We start from the raw sequence: 18,560 nt of genomic DNA, 5'->3' as shown, positions 1-18,560 counted from the left end.
GGAAGAAGATGAAACTGTCACAATTCAAATTCAAGTTGCCGGAAGACAAAATCGCACTTTACCCGGCCAAATACAGAGATGAATCCCGCCTGATGGTAGTTCACAAATCCACCGGAGAAATTGAGCATGTCATTTTCAAGGATATACTGAACTATTTCGACGACAAGGATGTGTTTATCTTTAATGATACCAAAGTCTTTCCCGCCCGTTTGTATGGAAACAAAGAGAAGACGGGAGCCCGCATCGAGGTATTCCTGCTCCGCGAACTGAATGAAGAACTGCGCCTTTGGGACGTGCTGGTAGACCCGGCCCGTAAAATCCGTATCGGCAACAAGCTGTATTTCGGTGACGATGATTCCATGGTGGCCGAGGTGATTGACAACACCACTTCACGCGGACGTACCCTCCGTTTTTTGTACGACGGTCCTCACGATGAATTCAAGAAAGCGCTTTATGCCTTGGGAGAACCCCCATTGCCTCCTTTCATCCATCGTCCGGCCGAACCGGAAGATGAAGAACGTTTCCAGACCATCTACGCCAAAAACGAAGGAGCCGTGACTGTACCGGCTGCCGGACTGCACTTCAGCCGGGAGCTGATGAAACGCATGGAAATCAAGGGAATCGACTTTGCGTTCATCACCATGCATGCCGGACTGGGTAACTTCCGCGACATCGACGTGGAGGACCTGACCAAGCATAAAATGGACTCGGAACAGATGTTTGTCAACGCAGAAGCCTGCCGTATCGTAAACGAAGCGAAAGACAGAGGCAACAAAGTATGCGCCATCGGAACCACCGTGATGCGTACCATTGAAACGGCTGTAGGCACAGACGGACACCTGAAAGAATACGAAGGATGGACCAACAAGTTCATTTTCCCGCCCTACGACTTCTCGGTGGCCAATGCCATGGTAAGCAACTTCCACATGCCGCTTTCTACCATGCTGATGCTGGTGTGCGCCTACGGAGGTTACGAACTGATTATGGAGGCCTACAATGTGGCTTTGAAAGAAGGCTACCGCTTCGGTACCTACGGTGACGCCATGCTAATTTTGGATAAATAAAAAGCAGAAACAATGGCAAAAGTTTATCTGGGACTCGGCACGAATCTGGGCGATAAAGAAGCAAATTTACGTACCGCCATCTATAAACTGCAAGAAAGGATAGGGAAACAAGTTTCCCTATCCTCTTTTTATGAAACCGCTCCCTGGGGGTTTGAATCCGCCCACAGTTTCCTCAACGCGGCGATTTGCCTGGAAACCCGGCTCACTCCTTTGGAAGTGCTGCACGCCACCCAAGAAATCGAAAAGGAGCTTGGAAGAACGGAAAAATCGGCCAACGGTGTCTATAGCGACCGTCCGATGGATATTGATATCCTTTTATACGACGACCTCGTCCTCCATACGCCCGAACTCACCATTCCCCACCCCTTGATGACAGAAAGAGACTTCGTGATGAAACCCTTGATGGAGATTGCCGGCAATGTGATGCATCCTGTGCGAAAAAAAATCTTGTCCGCCCTTTACAAAGCCTGAGACAGGTTTAAAGACCATCTCTCAGTAAAGCTATGTTAAAAACATACTGAAATTGTAATTATTCCAATTTATCTCCCTATCTTTGCAAACAATTAAAAAAGTGGAAAGATTTGAGTAGCTTGCAACCACGGAAAAAAATGCTAAAACACATAGTTATATTTCCTTGAAGATTACTTCTCTACTCTGTCCGTACACGGATAAACGAAACCATTAACAACTTATTTAATTTACCAAAACAATGGGATACTTATTCACATCCGAATCGGTGTCTGAAGGACACCCCGACAAAGTGGCCGATCAAATTTCGGACGCTGTGCTTGACAAACTGTTGGCTTACGACCCCAGTTCAAAAGTAGCTTGCGAAACGCTGGTAACTACCGGACAGGTGGTGTTGGCAGGAGAAGTGAAAACCAAAGCGTATATCGATTTGCAACGCGTGGCACGCGAAGTGATTAACAAGATAGGCTATACCAAGAGCGAATACATGTTCGAAGGTAACTCTTGCGGTGTATTCTCTGCCATCCACGAACAGAGTCCTGACATCAACCGCGGCGTGGAACGCGAAGACCCGATGAACCAGGGAGCCGGCGACCAGGGTATGATGTTCGGCTATGCCACCAACGAAACAGAGAACTACATGCCGCTTTCACTAGACCTGGCACACAAACTGCTGATGGTACTGGCTGAAATCCGCCGTGAAGGAAAAGTCATGACTTACCTTCGTCCGGATTCAAAGAGCCAGGTAACGATTGAATACGATGACGACCGCCGTCCGGTACGTATCGATACCATCGTGGTATCTACCCAGCACGACGAGTTCATCCAGCCGGAAAACGATTCCAAGGAAGCGCAACTGAAGGCCGACGAAGAAATGCTGGCCCAAATCCGCAAGGATGTCATCGAAATCCTGATGCCGCGTGTCATCGCTGAAATCCACAATCCGAAAGTACTGGCCTTGTTCAACGATAAAATCAAATACCATGTGAACCCGACCGGTAAGTTCGTCATCGGTGGTCCGCACGGAGATACCGGACTGACAGGCCGTAAGATTATCGTGGATACCTACGGAGGTGCCGGTGCGCACGGAGGCGGTGCTTTCTCTGGAAAAGACCCGAGCAAGGTAGACCGCAGTGCGGCGTACGCTGCCCGTCATATCGCCAAGAACCTGGTGGCAGCCGGAGTAGCCGACGAAGTGCTGGTACAGGTGTCTTACGCCATCGGTGTGGCACGCCCTATCAACATCTACGTCAATACGTACGGACGCAGCAAGGTCAACATGACCGACGGAGAGATTGCCAAGAAGGTGGGTGAAATCTTCGACATGCGTCCCCGCGCCATCGAAGAGCGCCTGAAACTGCGTAACCCGATTTACAGCGAGACAGCCGCTTACGGACACATGGGCCGTGAACCGAAAATCGTGACCAAACATTTCGAATCGGCTTACGAAGGCAACAAAGACGTGGAAGTGGAACTCTTTACATGGGAGAAACTGGACTACGTGAATAAAGTGAAAGAAGCTTTCGGACTGAAATAATCCGAAATTCTTAAACGACAACAATATCAAGCAGGAAGAAGAATCCAAGGTTTTCTTCCTGCTTTTTTATTTTAATCACCGGCTATTTCAACATATATTGCCGGGGAGTACATCCTACCGCAGCCTTAAAATATTTACAAAAAAAAGAGGCATTTGCAAAATTCAGGAAATCACCTACCTGCTGTACGGTGTATTGTCCATTTTTTAACAAAGCCTTTGCTTCCAGAATCACATAATCGCGAATCCATTCCGGAGCGTGGCGGTTGCTTACTTCCCAAATGACCTGGGACAAGTATTTGGGAGTCAGGCAAAGTTTCTCGGCATAGAAACACATATTCCGATGTTCTCTATAATGTGTTTGAACCAACTCCAGAAAGGCCTCAAACAACTTTTCCTGCCTGCTTTCCACTTTTTTACGTACCTGCTGCCGGTCATACTCCAACAACCATTGGCATCCATTGTAAAAAAATACTTGCAAATAGCCTGCAATAGCTTCCAACTTAAACTTATAACCGGGTTGCTCCATCTTTTTCCGTATCAACTGATAGAGCGTCATACACTCTTCCATCTGAGCCGACGAGATATGCATCAGGGGAGTAGCAGTAAGAAAACGCAGGAAAGCCATACTTAAGGACGATTGTTGCCCTTTCCACAAACGATGACCGGATAAACCAATAATTGCCACCTCAGCCTCTGCACTCACTTCTAGACATTCTCCAATCGTACCTGGAAGCACCACCAGGACATCATTCTCCGACAACACATATTCTTTCAACTGTAGCCGTACCCGCATGGTACCATGCAAACAGAACATCACCAAGGTAAAAGTCAGCTTAAAAGGGTAGGAAGGAGACACAAAATCAGAAACCAGCTCCTCTTCCACATTCATTCCAATGTTATCCAGCAAAACCAGTTCATTTCCATAAATCAGTGTACGCCCCACATCAGGAAGCATCAACAAATGCAATTCCTTAAAAATAGAATCTTCTTTCTTCATCTATTTAGCTCTTTATTTTCTTACAAAGATAGTCCTTTAGAACAGAAAACAAGGGTAAAACAGGTTATTTAATCTACCAATCCAACCTTTAGAACATTTTGCAGGCTAATAAGGGTGTAAAGAAGAAAACAAAAAATGTGACCTTTGTATCTAAAGAACTTCTAAATCCATACAGATGAAACGATTATTATTACTTCCCTTCCTTCTCTGGTTGGCCAGTGGATGCACAGAAAAGCCCACGCAAACCTTTATCCGCAGTGTGATGGTGACCACTCCTACCCCGTCTGGAGCAGAAAGCATCAAAAACTTCTCTGGAGTGGTACAAGAGAGCCATAACATCGGACTGGGGTTTAAAACCGCAGGACAAATTGAAAAAATATACGTAAAAGAAGGAGATTATGTAAAGAAAGGGCAGTTAATCGCCCAACTGGACCACACAGACTACCAACTGGGTGTACAAGCTTTGGAAATACAATGCAAGCAACTGGAAGATGAAGTCAAACGGACAGACGCCTTATATCGCAGCAAAAGCATTTCCATCAACGATTATGAAAAAGCACAGGCCGGACTGCAGCAGTTGAAAGTACAATTGCAAGTCAACCGTAACAAGCTGGCATATACCCGCCTGTATGCTCCTACCGACGGCTACATACAAAGCGTCAATTTCGCTCCGTCGGAAATGGTGGATGCAGGAACTCCTGTCATCAACCTGCTCGACATGCATTCCATGGAAGTGGAAACCGAACTGCCGGCCGAGGTATATCTGTTCCGTTCCCGCTTCCAGCGTATCACCTGCGAGCTTCCTTCTGCGAAAGGAGAAGATATTCCCATGAAAATATTGAGTATCGCTCCCAAAGCAGATGGTAACCAGTTGTACCAACTGAGACTCACCTTCCAGAAGGAAGCCGACTCACAACTCAGTGCAGGCATGAATGTCAACGTACGCATCCATATTGCCGCCACCGACAGCCTTCGTACTTCTTTTACGCTTCCCCTGCATGCCCTCATTCAATCACAGGAAGAAACCTATGTCTGGATCATGAACGCCGATTCTACCGTCAGCAAACGGAAAGTGAACTATTGCGGAATAGATGAAAAAGGCCATGCCGTCATTACAGCCGGACTGAAAGGCGATGAACAAATCATAAAGGCAGGGGTAAATGCCCTACAGGAGAACGAAAAAGTTCGTGTCATCCATACGGATAGTAAAACCAACGTAGGAGGACTTATCTGATGAAAATAAAACTCACCGAATACTTTATGAAGCGGCCTACCTTGTTCTGGTCGCTCATGACATTCATTCTGATAGCCGGTGTGCTGGCTTTCCTGCAAATGCCCAAGCTGGAAGACCCGGCTGTCTCCGTCAAACAAGCTATGGTCATCATACCTTATCCGGGAGCTACCGCTCATGAAGTAGAGCTGAAAGTGGCACAAACCATGGAAGACGAACTTCGTGCCCTTCCCAATGTCAAGAAAATCAAATCGGAATGCCAAAACGGGATGGCCACAATCACCGTCGAATTCCAGATGACCGTCCTTCAAAAAGACTTGGAACAGCACTTCGACCTCCTGCGACGGAAAGTGAACGACAGTCGTTCCAAATTGCCACAAGACTGTTATGACCCGATTGTCATAGACGACATGATGGATGTGTACGGCATCTTCTATGCTTTTACAGGTGAAGGCTATTCTTATCCGGAACTCTACAAATACGCCAAACTGATACGCCGGGAACTGCTGGGAGTAAAGGGTGTGAAACGTATCCTTATCACGGGCAACCGGGATGAAGTCATTCAAATCACGTTATCGAAAGAGAAGATTGCCCGTAATGGCATTATCCCAACCCAAATCATGATGAGCCTGCAGAATGCCGGGAAAACGGTGAACGCAGGCAGTTACCAAAATGAAAGCGACCGGCTGCCATTGCATGTGAGCAGTGCCGTTACCGATGAGAAAGATATCCGTAACCTGCTCATCCGCACCCCGCAGGGGAAAACCATCCGACTGGGAGATATTGCACAAATAGAACGTACTTACAGCAAACCGCAACGAAACGGCTTCTTCGTAGACGGGAAACCGGCCCTGGCCATCTGCCTGACCATGGAAGAAAATGCCATTGTCCCCGATGTGGGAAAAGCTGTTGAAAAACGGCTGGCAGAAATCATGCCACAGATTCCCGCGGGAATGGAAATGGAAAAAATATTCTTCCAGCCCGACAAGGTGGATGAAGCCATCAGCTCCTTTATGGTCAACCTGGTAGAGTCGGTCCTGATTGTCATCCTGATTCTTATCTTCACCATGGGATTCCGCAGCGGCCTCATCATCGGCTTCGGACTGATTCTGACCATCGCTGTCTCCTTCCCCATCCTGTTGATGTGTGGCACTACGCTTCAGCGTATCTCCCTTGGGGCTTTTATCGTGGCCATGGGGATGCTGGTAGACAATGCCATCGTCATCATGGACGGCATCTTGATTGACAAAGCACGCGGGCTAGCCCCAAAGACTTATTTGTACCGCATCGGACAGCACACCGCCATGCCTCTGCTGGGAGCTACCCTGATTGCCGTATCGACTTTCCTTGCCGTATATCTTTCTCCCGATTCAGCCGGAGAATATGCCGGCGACCTATTCCTGGTGCTCTGTGTCAGCTTGCTGGCCAGCTGGATACTGGCATTGATCCAAGTACCTGTCTGTGCCAAATCGTGGCTGCCTGTTCGTGAAAAGACGACCCAGCAGCCACAGATATACCATTCACCCATCCACCGGTTTATCCGTCGTACCATCAGCTTGCTGGTAGAATACAAAAAGACGACACTGGCTACCGCCTTCATCCTCTTGGCTCTCTGTATATTCGGCATGACGAAGGTAAAAAATCTGTTTTTCCCGGATTTTGACTACAAGCAATTCATTGTAGAATATTTTCTTCCTTCGCAAACCGACCCCGACCGTGTACGAAAAGACCTTTTGGAAATATCGGCCCTGCTTAAGAAAAATCCTGCCATTGAGCGGGTAGCTGCCAGCATGGGAAGTGCACCTGCCCATTATTGCCTGGTGCGTCCCATGACATCAGGAGGCGACTGTTACGGTGAACTGATGGTCGACTGTAAAGATTATGAGACCGTGGTTGCACAAATTCCTGCAATTAGGAAACTTCTGCGCGAACGTTATCCCGACGCGTACATCCGCATCCGGAAATACAATTTTTCCATTGCCTCCTCTCATACAGTGGAAGTCGAGTTTTCAGGTCCGGACCCTGCCATCCTACGGAAACTGAGCCAACAGGCAGAAGATATTATGCGCCGCTGCCCGTATGTAGACCCTTATTCCGTGGGTAACAACTGGAAACCCGAAGGCAAGACCCTGACAGCCGATTATGTACGCGAAGATGCATTAAGGTCGGGTATTGAGCGAAGTGATGTAGGAAATGCCTTGCTGGCCGCTACCGACGGATTACCTGTAGGCGTATTGAACGACCAAGACCGGACCGTACTCATCCATCTGCTGGTACGAAATGCCGACGGAAGCCGGATTACCAACCTGAATGATATTCCCGTATGGAGTACGTTGAACCTACGCATGGACGACAACGAACTGAAAGGTCTGCTGACCGGTTCCACCAAAATGGACGAACTGCAAGACCAGTTGTTCCGTAGTGTACCCCTCGGCAACGTAGCCCGTCAGATTCGGCTGGACTGGGAGGACAACTACATCTATCGTCTCAATGGACAAAGAGCCATCGAAGCGGAATGTGACCCCAATACCGACTTATACGAAGCCACTCCGGCAAAAGTCGTCGCCTCCATTCAGAAAGAAATCGAAGACATCCCTCTGCCGGACGGTTACAAAATGCGATGGGTAGGCGAAGGTGAATTGCAGGGAGAAGCCATCGGCAACCTCATGAAATACATGCCTGTGACCCTCTTCATCATTCTGGGTATTCTGTTATTACTTTTCAACAGTTGGAAAAAAGTAATACTCATTCTGCTCTGCTTCCCGTTTGTTTTCTGTGGCATCACGCCTGCCCTGTTACTTTTCCGACAGCCCTTTACCTTTATGGCTATCATCGGAATGATGGGACTTATCGGTATGATGGTGAAAAACGCCATTGTACTGGTCGATGAAATCAACCGCTTGCAACAAGAAGAACATCTTCACCCTTATCATGCCGTGGTAGAAGCGACCATTTCACGCGTACGCCCCGTACTGATGGCCTCACTGACCACCATTGTGGGCATGATTCCGCTTGTAAACGACCCAATGTATGGTTCCATGGCCATCACGATTATGGGAGGACTGACCGTAGGTACCCTCATTACTCTCGTGCTGCTTCCTATTTTCTATACCGCTCTGTTCCATATACACAAACCCAATTCCATGTCTAACCCTTCATCCAAACAATTATGAAACGATACATTTTAAGTGGGATACTATGGCTCGGCTTTCTGACACAGCTCCCTGCACAACACATACTTTCACTCACGCAAGCCGATTGCCGGGAACTGGCCCTGCAACGCAACGAGGAGGTACAGAAAGCCACCAATGCCTTACAGCAGGCCGAACTGGACCAGAAGATTGCCTTCAGTTCCTATCTGCCTAAATTCGACGGAATGGTATCGGGTTCCTATATGTTTCCAGATGTCGAAATGACTGGAATGGAACTCCAGATTCACGGCATGTACCTGGCTGGCATCAGTGTGACCCAGCCGTTATATGCCGGAGGGAAAATCCGGGCTGGAAACAAACTAGCCAAGATTGGTCGGGAGAGTGCCGCTGAAAGCAGAAGAAAGACACGCATGGAAGTCATTGCGGAAGCAGACAAGGCCTACTGGAACTACATTGCTGTCCAGCAAAAGGTACGCATGCTGGAAGCGTATCGCACACAGATGGATACCCTATACCAACAGGTAGAAACAGCTGTAAAAGCAGGCATGGGCACAGACAATGAACTGTTGCGCATCACCGCCAAACGAAGCGAAATCAACTATCAACTGCAAAAAGCCCAAAACGGGAACGAGCTGTGCCGGTTTGCTCTGTGCCATGTGTTGGGTGAACCGTTGGAAACACAGATTCTCCCCACAGACACCCTCATCCAAGTCACGCCTCCCGAACAATTGGACGAGGGAATTGACTCTCGCCCTGAGTTCAAATTGCTGAAACAGCAGATTGCCGCCCAGGAACAGCAAGTGAAAATGGCCAGAGGGAATATTCTGCCACAAATAGGACTCTCTGCCGGATATGCCTACTACGGAAACATCAAGCTGAAAGGGATGACAGCCGACCCGCAAGGAAACTACATACCTTTTACGCAAAAAATGGATGACGGAATCGGACTGGTCATGGCTTCAGTAAGCATCCCGCTCTTCCATTGGGGAGAAGGACTGAGAAAGGTCAAGAAAGCCAAGCTGGACCTGCAAAATGCCCAACTGGACCTACAACAAAATTCACGTCTGCTCACCATCGAGGTACGACAGGCCATCCAGAACCTGACCAACGGATATAACCTGGTACAAACTGCCGCACTCGGTTCCAAGCAAGCCCTGGAAAGCCTGCGAGTGATGCGCAACCGCTACACCCACGGCCTCAGCACCCTGACCGACCTGCTGGAAGCACAGTCCCAATGGCAACAGGCTGAAAGCAACCGTATCGAAGCACTGACGCAATACAAAATTTATGAAACAGAATACAAGCGGTGCACGGGACGTTTGGAGGAATAGCTTTTACCTATAATATTGACAATTACAGACGATGCCAGGCATTGCATATAATTGTTTAATCTCTATCTTTGCAAAAATTATTCTCCTTTGCAATGAACGACATTAAAAATATATGCGTGTACAGCGCCTCCAGCACAAAAATTGACACCATCTATTTCGAAGCAGCCGAACAACTGGGAAAGATTCTGGCCCAGAAACACATCAACCTCATCAACGGAGCCGGATGCCTGGGGCTCATGTGCCGCATCAGCGACGCCACACTGGCTTCCGGAGGTACCGTGACGGGCATCATCCCTCACTTCATGGTGGAACAGGGCTGGCACCACAAAGGGCTGACCCAACTGATTGAGACAAAAGACATGCACGAGCGCAAACAACTCATGGCCGACATGTCCGATGGCGTCATCGCCCTTCCCGGAGGATGCGGCACCTTGGAGGAACTACTCGAAATCATTACCTGGAAGCAGCTCGGTCTGTACCTGAAACCCATTGTCATCCTCAACATCAACCATTTTTATGATCCGCTACTCGAAATGCTCCAGCAGGCCATCAACCAACATTTCATGCGGCAGGAACATAAAAACATCTGGCATGTAGCAGAAACTCCGGAAGAAGCCGTGAATTTAGTATACACCATTCCTCATTGGAGCAAAGAAATTCGTAAATTTGCGGCAATATGAACGAAGTCAGCCACATAGGTTTTTCACAGATTCAGGAACTTTACGAACAGCACGTAAAGGAAATAGACGATGCGCTGCTGCATAGCAAAAAAGCGAAGTGCAGTACGGGTATGCCTGGAGAGCCACTTCCTTATCAGCTACGCACCGATTTACCCATTACCTGTGTGGTCTTCCTATGCTTCTTTCTGATTATTTATGCCCTGAAAAACGGGAAGAAATATCTGCACCAGCATCTGAAAGGCTTTTTCCGACACAAAGAACGGGCCGGCCTGTTTGACGAAACATCCAGTTTCGACATCCGTTACTCTCTCACGCTAGGGAGTATCAGCTGCATCTCGGCCAGTCTGTTCATCTACGATTTTTTTTCCAAGACCGAACAGATCTTGTATCAAGTCATTCCTCACTATATCATTTTATGCGTGTACATACTCTGTCTGCTTCTGACCATTGGAACAAAGACCCTCTTGTCGCAGTTCATCAATTGGATTTTCTTTGATAAAGAGAAAAACAAGACGTGGATTACCGCCTACTTTGACTTGCTTTCCGGAGCTTCTCTTATCCTGTTTCCGCTGGCCTTGCTCATCATTTATTTTAATCTCGACTTTAATTTTTCTAAAACATTCGTACTCATTGTAGTAGTTTGCTTCAAAATATTGTTATTTTATAAATGCATTAGAAACTTTTTCAATCATTTTCATGGCATTTTACATTTAATTCTGTACTTTTGCAGCCTCGAAATTATCCCACTCCTCTTCCTCTGGAAAGGACTGGTATATATAAACCACATTTTGATTTTAAATTTTTAGTAACGTTGAAAATAAAGAAAGTCCTCGTTTCTCAGCCTAAACCGACGACAGAAAAGTCTCCCTATTTTGACATTGCTGAGAAGTACGGTGTGAAAATAGATTTTCGCCCGTTCATCAAAGTAGAAAGTTTGTCGGCTAAAGAATTCAGACAGCAGAAGGTTTCTATTCTAGACCATACAGCCGTTGTATTCACTTCACGTCATGCTATCGACCATTTCTTTAGTCTTTGCACAGAGTTGCGTGTAACGATTCCGGAAACGATGAAATATTTTTGTACTTCGGAAACTATCGCATTGTATATCCAGAAATATGTGCAATACCGCAAACGGAAAGTCTTTTTCGGAGCCACAGGTAAATTTGCCGACCTGCTTCCGCTCATTGTCAAGCATAACACAGAAAAATATCTCATCCCCATGTCGGATGTACACAACGATGAGATTAAAGATTTGCTCGACAAAAACCACATCCAGCATACGGAAGCCGTCATGTATCGTACCGTGAGCAACGACTTTACGCCCGGTGAAGAGTTCAACTATGACATGCTGATTTTCTTCAGCCCGGCAGGTATCCAGTCGCTGATGAAGAACTTCCCGAACTTCGAACAGAAGGACATTGCCATCGGAAGTTTCGGTCCTACCACTGCTAAGGCTGTCAAAGACGCAGGTTTACGTCTCGATCTGGAAGCTCCTTCCAGTACCGCTCCTTCCATGCCGGCCGCATTGGATATGTTTATCCGCGAACACAACAAATAAGAAATATCTCTGACAAACAAAGCGAAGCAATAAAAGCATTACTTCGCTTTGTTACTTTTTAGAACCGTGTCTATGACTGAGTCTCAAAAAAACACTTTGCCGAAAGTAGAACGGCTGAACAGCCGGATACTGATAGAGAAACTCTTTACAGGAGGCAGCAAGTCGCTTCCTGCATTTCCTCTGCGTATCGTCTACATGCCGGTCGAAGGAGAGAATCTGCCCATAGCCACCATCCTGATCAGTGTGCCCAAAAAACGGTTCAAACGGGCCGTGAAACGCAACCGCGTGAAACGTCAGATACGCGAAGCCTATCGCAAGCATAAGCAAATCCTGATTGATCCACTGAAGAACTCGCACAAAAAAGTGGCTCTGGCCTTTATCTGGCTGGACAACGAACTCCATGACTCCGCTGAAGTAGAAGCTAAGGTCGTCAAACTGTTACAACTTACCGCAGAACGTCTGGCATGAGAAAGATTCTGACTTTTCTTCTTTTGCTTCCCATTTATTTTTACCGGAACTGCATCTCCCCCTTCACGCCTCCTTCCTGCCGCTTCACCCCCACCTGTTCACAGTATGCCATTGAAGCCATCAAGAAGCACGGCCCCCTGAAAGGATTGTATCTGGCCATACGGCGCATTCTCCGCTGCCACCCTTGGGGAGGCTCCGGATACGACCCTGTTCCCTAACCCTCTCCACCATGCTTGAGACTCCTTTTTTCGACGCACATACCCATCACTTGACATCCGACGCACAGACCACCTCCATTCTCAGCTGCAGCATGATGGAATCGGCCTCTGTGGTTTTCCAACAAGCCAAGTTCCTCTCTGTCAGCCTCCATCCCTGGTATCTGTCTGCAGAGAACCTTCCATTACAAACAAACTGGATGGAACACTGCCTTTCATCCGACCCACGGGTAGTAGCCGTGGGAGAAGCAGGACTTGACAAGCTGTGCGATGTTCCTCTTCCGCTGCAACAGGAAGCTTTTCAGGCAGCCATTGCATTATCTGAAAAGTACCGTTTCCCCTTACTTATTCATGCTGTCAAGACTACGACAGAACTTCTGGCATTCCAAAAGAAACACCGTCCGACACAACCTTGGATTATTCATGGCTTCAGAGGAAAGAAAGAACTGGCTGAAGACTTGCTTCGGCATGGATTTTATCTTTCCTTCGGGAAAAAATACCAAGAAAAAGCCTTGTCTGCCGTGCCGACCGAAAAGTTATTGGTGGAAAGCGATAAAGAAAATATCGATTTCCCAACCTTCTATTCCGAAGTCGCTTCCGTACGCGGCACGACTATGGAGAGCCTCATCAAAGCCCTCAACGAAAATGCTAACCGTCTCTTTTTTAACCGCTAAAAATTGGTTATTCAGAGAAAGTGTCGTACTTTTGCTTCAATTATTAAATAAATATGTTAAACTAAGAATTTCATTCGATGAATTTTGTAGATGAACTAAGATGGCGTGGAATGATACATACCATGATGCCAGGAACAGAAGAACTGCTGAAGAAGGAAATGGTAACGGCTTACCTGGGTATTGACCCTACAGCCGACTCGTTGCATATCGGTCACCTGTGTGGCGTGATGATGTTGCGTCATTTCCAACGCTGCGGCCACAAGCCGTTGGCACTGGTAGGCGGTGCCACTGGTATGATTGGAGACCCTTCAGGCAAGTCGCAGGAACGTAATTTGCTGGACGAGGAAACCCTGCGCCACAATCAGGAGTGTATCAAGAAGCAGTTGGGCAAATTCCTCGATTTTGAATCGGATGCCCCGAACCGTGCAGAACTGGTAAACAACTACGACTGGATGAAAGACTTCTCTTTTCTGGATTTTGCCCGTACCGTAGGAAAACACATCACCGTGAACTACATGATGGCAAAGGAATCCGTACAGAAACGTCTGAACGGAGAAGCCCGCGACGGTCTTTCTTTCACAGAATTTACTTACCAGCTGTTACAAGGATACGATTTCCTGCATCTGTATGAAACCAAGAACTGCAAGCTGCAGCTGGGTGGCTCCGACCAGTGGGGAAACATCACCACAGGTGCCGAACTGATTCGCCGTACCAACGGAGGAGAAGTGTTTGCCCTGACTTGCCCGCTGATTACAAAAGCCGACGGCGGTAAATTCGGAAAGACAGAATCAGGAAACATCTGGCTGGATCCCCGTTATACTTCTCCTTACAAGTTCTATCAGTTCTGGCTGAACGTAAGCGATGAAGATGCCAAACGCTATATCAAGATTTTCACTTCCCTGAGCAAGGAGGAAATCGAAGGCCTGATTGCCGAACACGAACAGGCTCCTGAAGCACGCGTGCTCCAGAAACGTCTGGCCAAGGAAGTGACCATCATGGTTCACTCGGAAGCCGACTACAATGCGGCAGTGGAAGCCTCTGGTATTCTGTTTGGAAAAGCCACTTCCGAAGCCCTGAAGAGACTGGACGAAGATACCCTGCTCTCTGTATTTGAAGGGGTTCCTCAATTCGAGGTATCCAAGACGGATATCGAAGCCGGTATCAAGGCGGTAGATTTGTTTACCGAAAAAGCGGCCATCTTCCCGTCAAAAGGTGAAATGCGTAAGCTGGTTCAAGGCGGTGGCGTTTCTCTGAACAAAGAGAAACTGGCAGCTTTCGACCAGGAGATTACCGCAGCCGACCTGCTGGATGAAAAATACCTGCTCGTACAGCGCGGAAAGAAAAACTATTACTTGGTTATCGCCAAATAAATTCTTTCGAAAAAAGATAACGGAAGGCTGTCTCAATATCATTTGGGACAGCCTTTCTTGTGTCTTGAAGTACGTCCATCACTCTTTATCCGATAAGCCGCCAATACTTTCAAGTCAGTACTGACAAGGGACTACCGGCATAATATAAAAGTCTCTCAGAAAAATAAGGATATAAAAATACCGGCTGACTCATTGCGAATCAACCGGCATTTTTGTAAGTCCGGAAAGACAGTCTTTCCGGAAATTTCAGGACTTATTTCTTCGCATCCAGCTCTTTTAACAGCTCGTCTACTGCCGCCTTCAACTGCGTATCTTCTCCTTTCACAATGGTTTCGGGCGCGTTCAGCACATAAATGTCTGGCTCCAGTTCCTTGTTTTCCAGGTAACTGCCGTCCGGCAGACGGTAACCGATGACTGGAATACCGTAAATCAAATCCGGATCTTGCATCCGTACCCAGTTCACACTCGTCATCGTACCCGGAACCGGTGCGCCTACCAGTTTGCCGATTCCCTGGTGCTTGTATACCCACGGCGTGCCGTGTGCATTCGAATAGTTGGCCTCGCACTGCAACATGATGGAAGGCTTGTTCCAGCGACGGCTCGGCATGTCACAGGCTTCCCGTCCGCGGATGACCTGCGTCAGGTATTTGTGTCCGCTGAACAACACTTCGATGTCTTCATGCAAACGGCCTCCTCCATTGAAACGCGTATCAATCACGATACCTTCCCGGTTGTTGTATTTACCTAGGATATCCGAATAGATGGTACGGAAACTGCCGTCGTCCATAGATTCGATATGTACGTATCCCAGGCGACCGTTCGACCATTTGTCCACATCTGCCGCACGCTGTTTCACCCAACGCTCATACAACAGGCCACTCAAGGCTCCGCCGCTGATGGGTTTCACTACTTCATCCCAACGGGCTTTCGACTCGGGGTCGTAGAACGAAACCAAGACCTTCTTGCCAGCCTTTCCATTCAGCAACGCCGCAAAATCACCCTCGGCCGGCTGTCCGTCAATCTTCTCAATCACCACACCCGGTTTCACCTGTGTCGTCTTCCGGTCGAACGGACCTTTTTCCACCACTTCATCCACCTTCATGCCTTTGCCCGTGTAACTCCAGTCATACAGCAATCCCAGACTGGCGGTAGCTTCCTTGGCTCCCGGACGGTAACGGCCTCCCGTGTGCGATACGTTCAGTTCGCCCAGCAGTTCACTCAGCATTTCCGCATAATCATATTTGTTGTTGATATGCGGCAAGAAACGACGGTAATTAGCCGTCATGGCCTTCCAGTCTACTCCGTGCATCTTCACATCATAAAAACGTTTCTGCTCCTCACGACACATGTTATCGTACATGTAAGCCCGTTCAGCAGCCAAATCCATCTTCACATCCGCCCGATAAGAAATCGGCTTCAGCTTCTCCCCGCTCATGTCCATCTTCTGCATGGAACCTGACCCCAGCACGAACAGATTCTTTCCATCCTTGTCCATCTCCATGTCGGCCCATCCGGAACCCATCTTGTGCAACAGTTTCGTTTCCCGCTTGCGCAAATCCAGTTTCCACATGTCGAAGCCCCGTTCGAAAGCCGACAGATAATACAAGCTCTCTCCGTCCTTGGACAGAATGGCCGAGGCGATGCTCGATGAATTCGGTGTCAGACGCACGATACGGTCCTGAATGCCCTCCAGTTCCACCACGATGTCTTTCACCTTGGCAGCCTCATCTTTCTTGTCTTTATCCTCTTTTTTATCTTCCTTCTTTCCGTCTTTCTTTTCCGCAGCCTTCTCCTGTTCTTTTTCCAGTTCCTTCTGCAACTCGTAATCTTCCTTGCTCATGCGGTACTTGTCGTAGGCATCCTGGTTCACAAAAACCATCATCACGTCGTCCAGTGAACCCCAGGAAGCATGGTTACGCATTCCGTAACGCTCGGTGGTGAACAGGATGGCATTGCCGTCCATGGTCCATTTCGGCGAACCGCTGGTGTAACCACTGTTGGTCAGGTTCACGAGTTTTCCTTTTCCGTCGGCACTGACCAAAGCGATATCGGTATACGGATCGTGCTTGTTGCCGATAAACTCCAGCGTAAACCATTTTCCATCGGGCGACCAGGCATAATGGAATCCCCCGCTCAGTTCATACCACGTACTTCCGTCGGTAATCTCACGCACCTTGTTCGTTTCGAGGTTCAACACCTTCAGGCGGATACGGTCTTCAATGAAAGCCACCTCCTTGCCATCGGGCGAGAACTTGGGATACATCCGTTCCACGGTCTTGGAAGGCAACAGCACTTCTTCCTTAATCAAAGTGGCATTCGGGAAATTCAAATCCTCTTTCCGTTCAATTTCCGCCTTGTAAAGCTGCCAGTTTCCTTCCCGCTCACTGGCATATACCAGCGTACGGTTGTCTGCTCCGAAAGACAGTCCCTCTTCCGCTTCCGGTGTATGCGTAATCTGCTTGGTCGTGCCATATTCCACAGAGGTCACGAACACCTCTCCGCGCACAATGAAAGCCACCTGCTTGCCGTCGGGCGAAGCCACCGCTTCCGAAGCACCTCTCGTATAGGTCAACGTCACTGGAATATCCTCGTCGTCGCGTGTCAGTGAAACAGCGACTTTTGCCGGTTTTCCACCCTGAGCCTGTGTATAAATTTCTCCATTATACGTATAGCACAGCGTACCGTCGCTTCCCAAAGAAAGGAAACGCACCGGATGTGTGGAGAAAGAAGTCAGCGGCTTCACCTGGTCCGGGTTATCCAACGGAAACGAATACACATTAAACGAACCTTTGTTGCGTTCACTCAGGAAGAACACTTCCTTGCCATCGGCCGACAATACCGGGTTACGGTCTTCTCCCGCCCGTTTGGTCAGGTTGGTATGCTTGCCCGAGGTCATGTCGTACATCCAGATATCCCTTGTGATGGAAGAAGTGTGATGCTTGCGCCATTCATCCTCAAAACCTTTCTGGTCCTGATACAGGAACTTGTCGCCCGCCGCATTGAAGCAAACCATTTCGGCAGGCGTACCCAGAATCTGTTCCGTCTTTCCTCCTTCTGCCGGTATCTTATACAATTCCGTCATGGCAGAAGTCGGAAACAGCGCACTGCTGGCCGGGTCCTGAATGCTGGCCGAGAACACAATGTACTTTCCGTCTGGTGTGAAAGCAGAAGGAATTTCCGAAGCCGAGTTAGTGGTCAATCTGCGAGCCGAACCTCCGTTGGCCGACATCACAAACACATCCGTATTCCCAAAACGGTCGCTGGCAAAGGCAATCTGCTTGCCATCGGGCGACCACACCGGAGACGATTCGTAGGAATCCTGGGTAGTCAGCTGTACCGCCTCACCCCCTTTGGAAGCTACCTTGTAGATGTCTCCCTTGTAACAAAACAAAATTTCTTTTCCGTCTGGGGAGATACGCACGTCACGCATCCACAACGGGGTAACCGCCATGGCACAAGTCACTGTGCTTCCCAGCACCAATGCAGACAATATTTTCTTCATCATAATCAAATGGTTTTAAAAACAAAGGTAAGTATTCCCCGCAGAAACGGAAAAAAAGTAAGAATTTATTTGGAAAGTATTCCTAAAAACATTTATCTTTGCAACGTTTTCCGAGGAAAACAACATAAAGTTTGGACTATGGTGTAATGGCAGCACAACAGGTTTTGGTTCTGTTTGTCCAAGTTCGAATCTTGGTAGTCCAACGTTTTTCAAGACATTTACAGTCGGAATGAGGCTGTCTCAAAATGAATTGAGATGGCCTTTGTCGTTTCATATCAGACTGAAGTCGTTTGGATTTTTCTCAAAAAAAGGA

Annotated in this window: 15 protein-coding genes and 1 tRNA gene; 14 read left to right on the top strand and 2 right to left on the bottom strand. The window is 48.0% G+C overall.

From position 1 onward, the window contains the following. Positions 1-8: 8 nt before the first annotated feature. The 3 genes from queA to metK all read left to right on the top strand — a co-directional run bounded on the left by queA (position 9) and on the right by metK (position 3,069). On the top strand, positions 9-1,064 hold the full coding sequence (gene queA / locus BQ7480_RS16380; RefSeq protein ID WP_072543673.1) for a tRNA preQ1(34) S-adenosylmethionine ribosyltransferase-isomerase QueA: 1,056 nt from the start codon (positions 9-11) through the stop codon (positions 1,062-1,064). Between the two features lie 12 nt (positions 1,065-1,076). Then, positions 1,077-1,535, top strand: coding sequence for a 2-amino-4-hydroxy-6-hydroxymethyldihydropteridine diphosphokinase (gene folK / locus BQ7480_RS16375; protein WP_072543672.1), 459 nt, complete (start codon positions 1,077-1,079; stop codon positions 1,533-1,535). A 238-nt stretch (positions 1,536-1,773) separates the two neighbouring features. After that, a complete protein-coding gene (metK, locus tag BQ7480_RS16370) occupies positions 1,774-3,069 on the top strand; it encodes a methionine adenosyltransferase (protein WP_072543671.1) in 1,296 nt (431 codons plus the stop codon). A gap of 82 nt (positions 3,070-3,151) precedes the next feature. On the opposite strand, the gene BQ7480_RS16365 is transcribed toward metK, so the two are convergent. Further along, positions 3,152-4,066, bottom strand: a complete 915-nt coding sequence (locus BQ7480_RS16365) for a helix-turn-helix domain-containing protein (RefSeq protein WP_072543670.1) — start codon at positions 4,064-4,066, stop codon at positions 3,152-3,154. 175 nt (positions 4,067-4,241) lie between these two features. Between BQ7480_RS16365 and BQ7480_RS16360 the strand changes: the two genes are divergently transcribed. The 10 genes from BQ7480_RS16360 (at position 4,242) to tyrS (ending at position 14,745) form a co-directional block, all read left to right on the top strand. After that, entirely contained in the window at positions 4,242-5,300 is a 1,059-nt protein-coding gene (locus BQ7480_RS16360) for an efflux RND transporter periplasmic adaptor subunit (protein WP_235816704.1), read from the top strand. Continuing rightward, a complete protein-coding gene (locus tag BQ7480_RS16355) occupies positions 5,300-8,470 on the top strand; it encodes an efflux RND transporter permease subunit (RefSeq protein WP_235816703.1) in 3,171 nt (1,056 codons plus the stop codon). Before BQ7480_RS16360 ends, BQ7480_RS16355 begins: the two co-directional genes overlap by 1 nt. Beyond that, complete coding sequence (locus BQ7480_RS16350; RefSeq protein WP_072543669.1) at positions 8,467-9,780, top strand: TolC family protein; 1,314 nt, start codon at positions 8,467-8,469, stop codon at positions 9,778-9,780. Before BQ7480_RS16355 ends, BQ7480_RS16350 begins: the two co-directional genes overlap by 4 nt. Before the next feature lie 92 nt (positions 9,781-9,872). Beyond that, positions 9,873-10,460 (top strand): LOG family protein, encoded by a 588-nt coding sequence (locus BQ7480_RS16345; RefSeq protein WP_072543668.1) that lies wholly within the window; start codon positions 9,873-9,875, stop codon positions 10,458-10,460. Further along, complete coding sequence (locus BQ7480_RS16340) at positions 10,457-11,266, top strand: DUF4271 domain-containing protein (RefSeq protein WP_072543667.1); 810 nt, start codon at positions 10,457-10,459, stop codon at positions 11,264-11,266. Before BQ7480_RS16345 ends, BQ7480_RS16340 begins: the two co-directional genes overlap by 4 nt. A 5-nt stretch (positions 11,267-11,271) precedes the next feature. Then, positions 11,272-12,018, top strand: coding sequence for a uroporphyrinogen-III synthase (locus BQ7480_RS16335; protein ID WP_072543666.1), 747 nt, complete (start codon positions 11,272-11,274; stop codon positions 12,016-12,018). A gap of 72 nt (positions 12,019-12,090) precedes the next feature. Further along, positions 12,091-12,486, top strand: a complete 396-nt coding sequence (locus tag BQ7480_RS16330; RefSeq protein WP_072543665.1) for a ribonuclease P protein component — start codon at positions 12,091-12,093, stop codon at positions 12,484-12,486. Continuing rightward, positions 12,483-12,704, top strand: a complete 222-nt coding sequence (gene yidD, locus BQ7480_RS16325) for a membrane protein insertion efficiency factor YidD (protein ID WP_022353779.1) — start codon at positions 12,483-12,485, stop codon at positions 12,702-12,704. The genes BQ7480_RS16330 and yidD overlap by 4 nt, the downstream gene beginning before the upstream one ends. Positions 12,705-12,715: 11 nt before the next feature. Continuing rightward, positions 12,716-13,375, top strand: a complete 660-nt coding sequence (locus tag BQ7480_RS16320; protein ID WP_072543664.1) for a TatD family hydrolase — start codon at positions 12,716-12,718, stop codon at positions 13,373-13,375. Positions 13,376-13,452: 77 nt separating this feature from the next. Further along, entirely contained in the window at positions 13,453-14,745 is a 1,293-nt protein-coding gene (tyrS, locus tag BQ7480_RS16315) for a tyrosine--tRNA ligase (RefSeq protein WP_022353781.1), read from the top strand. 253 nt (positions 14,746-14,998) lie between these two features. Here tyrS and BQ7480_RS16310 read toward each other — a convergent pair whose 3' ends face one another. Then, on the bottom strand, positions 14,999-18,247 hold the full coding sequence (locus tag BQ7480_RS16310; RefSeq protein ID WP_072544096.1) for a S41 family peptidase: 3,249 nt from the start codon (positions 18,245-18,247) through the stop codon (positions 14,999-15,001). Positions 18,248-18,379: 132 nt separating this feature from the next. Between BQ7480_RS16310 and BQ7480_RS16305 the strand changes: the two genes are divergently transcribed. Beyond that, positions 18,380-18,450 (top strand) — tRNA-Gln (locus BQ7480_RS16305). Positions 18,451-18,560: the final 110 nt, after the last annotated feature.

Origin of the sequence: Bacteroides mediterraneensis (assembly GCF_900128455.1) — a bacterium.
GTDB classification, from domain to species: Bacteria; Bacteroidota; Bacteroidia; order Bacteroidales; family Bacteroidaceae; genus Phocaeicola; species Phocaeicola mediterraneensis.
The sequence above is the reverse complement of the archived record's forward strand: the minus strand, read 5'-3'. Positions and strand labels throughout refer to the sequence as shown.

Coding starts and splice junctions, on each gene's coding strand:
- queA (WP_072543673.1), top strand. CDS start 9: ATGAAACTGTCACAATTCAAATTCAAGTTGCCGGAAGACAAAATCGCA.
- BQ7480_RS16355 (WP_235816703.1), top strand. CDS start 5,300: ATGAAAATAAAACTCACCGAATACTTTATGAAGCGGCCTACCTTGTTC.
- tyrS (WP_022353781.1), top strand. CDS start 13,453: ATGAATTTTGTAGATGAACTAAGATGGCGTGGAATGATACATACCATG.
- BQ7480_RS16365 (WP_072543670.1), bottom strand. CDS start 4,066: ATGAAGAAAGAAGATTCTATTTTTAAGGAATTGCATTTGTTGATGCTT.
- folK (WP_072543672.1), top strand. CDS start 1,077: ATGGCAAAAGTTTATCTGGGACTCGGCACGAATCTGGGCGATAAAGAA.
- BQ7480_RS16330 (WP_072543665.1), top strand. CDS start 12,091: ATGACTGAGTCTCAAAAAAACACTTTGCCGAAAGTAGAACGGCTGAAC.
- BQ7480_RS16345 (WP_072543668.1), top strand. CDS start 9,873: ATGAACGACATTAAAAATATATGCGTGTACAGCGCCTCCAGCACAAAA.
- yidD (WP_022353779.1), top strand. CDS start 12,483: ATGAGAAAGATTCTGACTTTTCTTCTTTTGCTTCCCATTTATTTTTAC.
- BQ7480_RS16340 (WP_072543667.1), top strand. CDS start 10,457: ATGAACGAAGTCAGCCACATAGGTTTTTCACAGATTCAGGAACTTTAC.
- BQ7480_RS16310 (WP_072544096.1), bottom strand. CDS start 18,247: ATGAAGAAAATATTGTCTGCATTGGTGCTGGGAAGCACAGTGACTTGT.
- BQ7480_RS16360 (WP_235816704.1), top strand. CDS start 4,242: ATGAAACGATTATTATTACTTCCCTTCCTTCTCTGGTTGGCCAGTGGA.
- BQ7480_RS16320 (WP_072543664.1), top strand. CDS start 12,716: ATGCTTGAGACTCCTTTTTTCGACGCACATACCCATCACTTGACATCC.
- BQ7480_RS16350 (WP_072543669.1), top strand. CDS start 8,467: ATGAAACGATACATTTTAAGTGGGATACTATGGCTCGGCTTTCTGACA.
- metK (WP_072543671.1), top strand. CDS start 1,774: ATGGGATACTTATTCACATCCGAATCGGTGTCTGAAGGACACCCCGAC.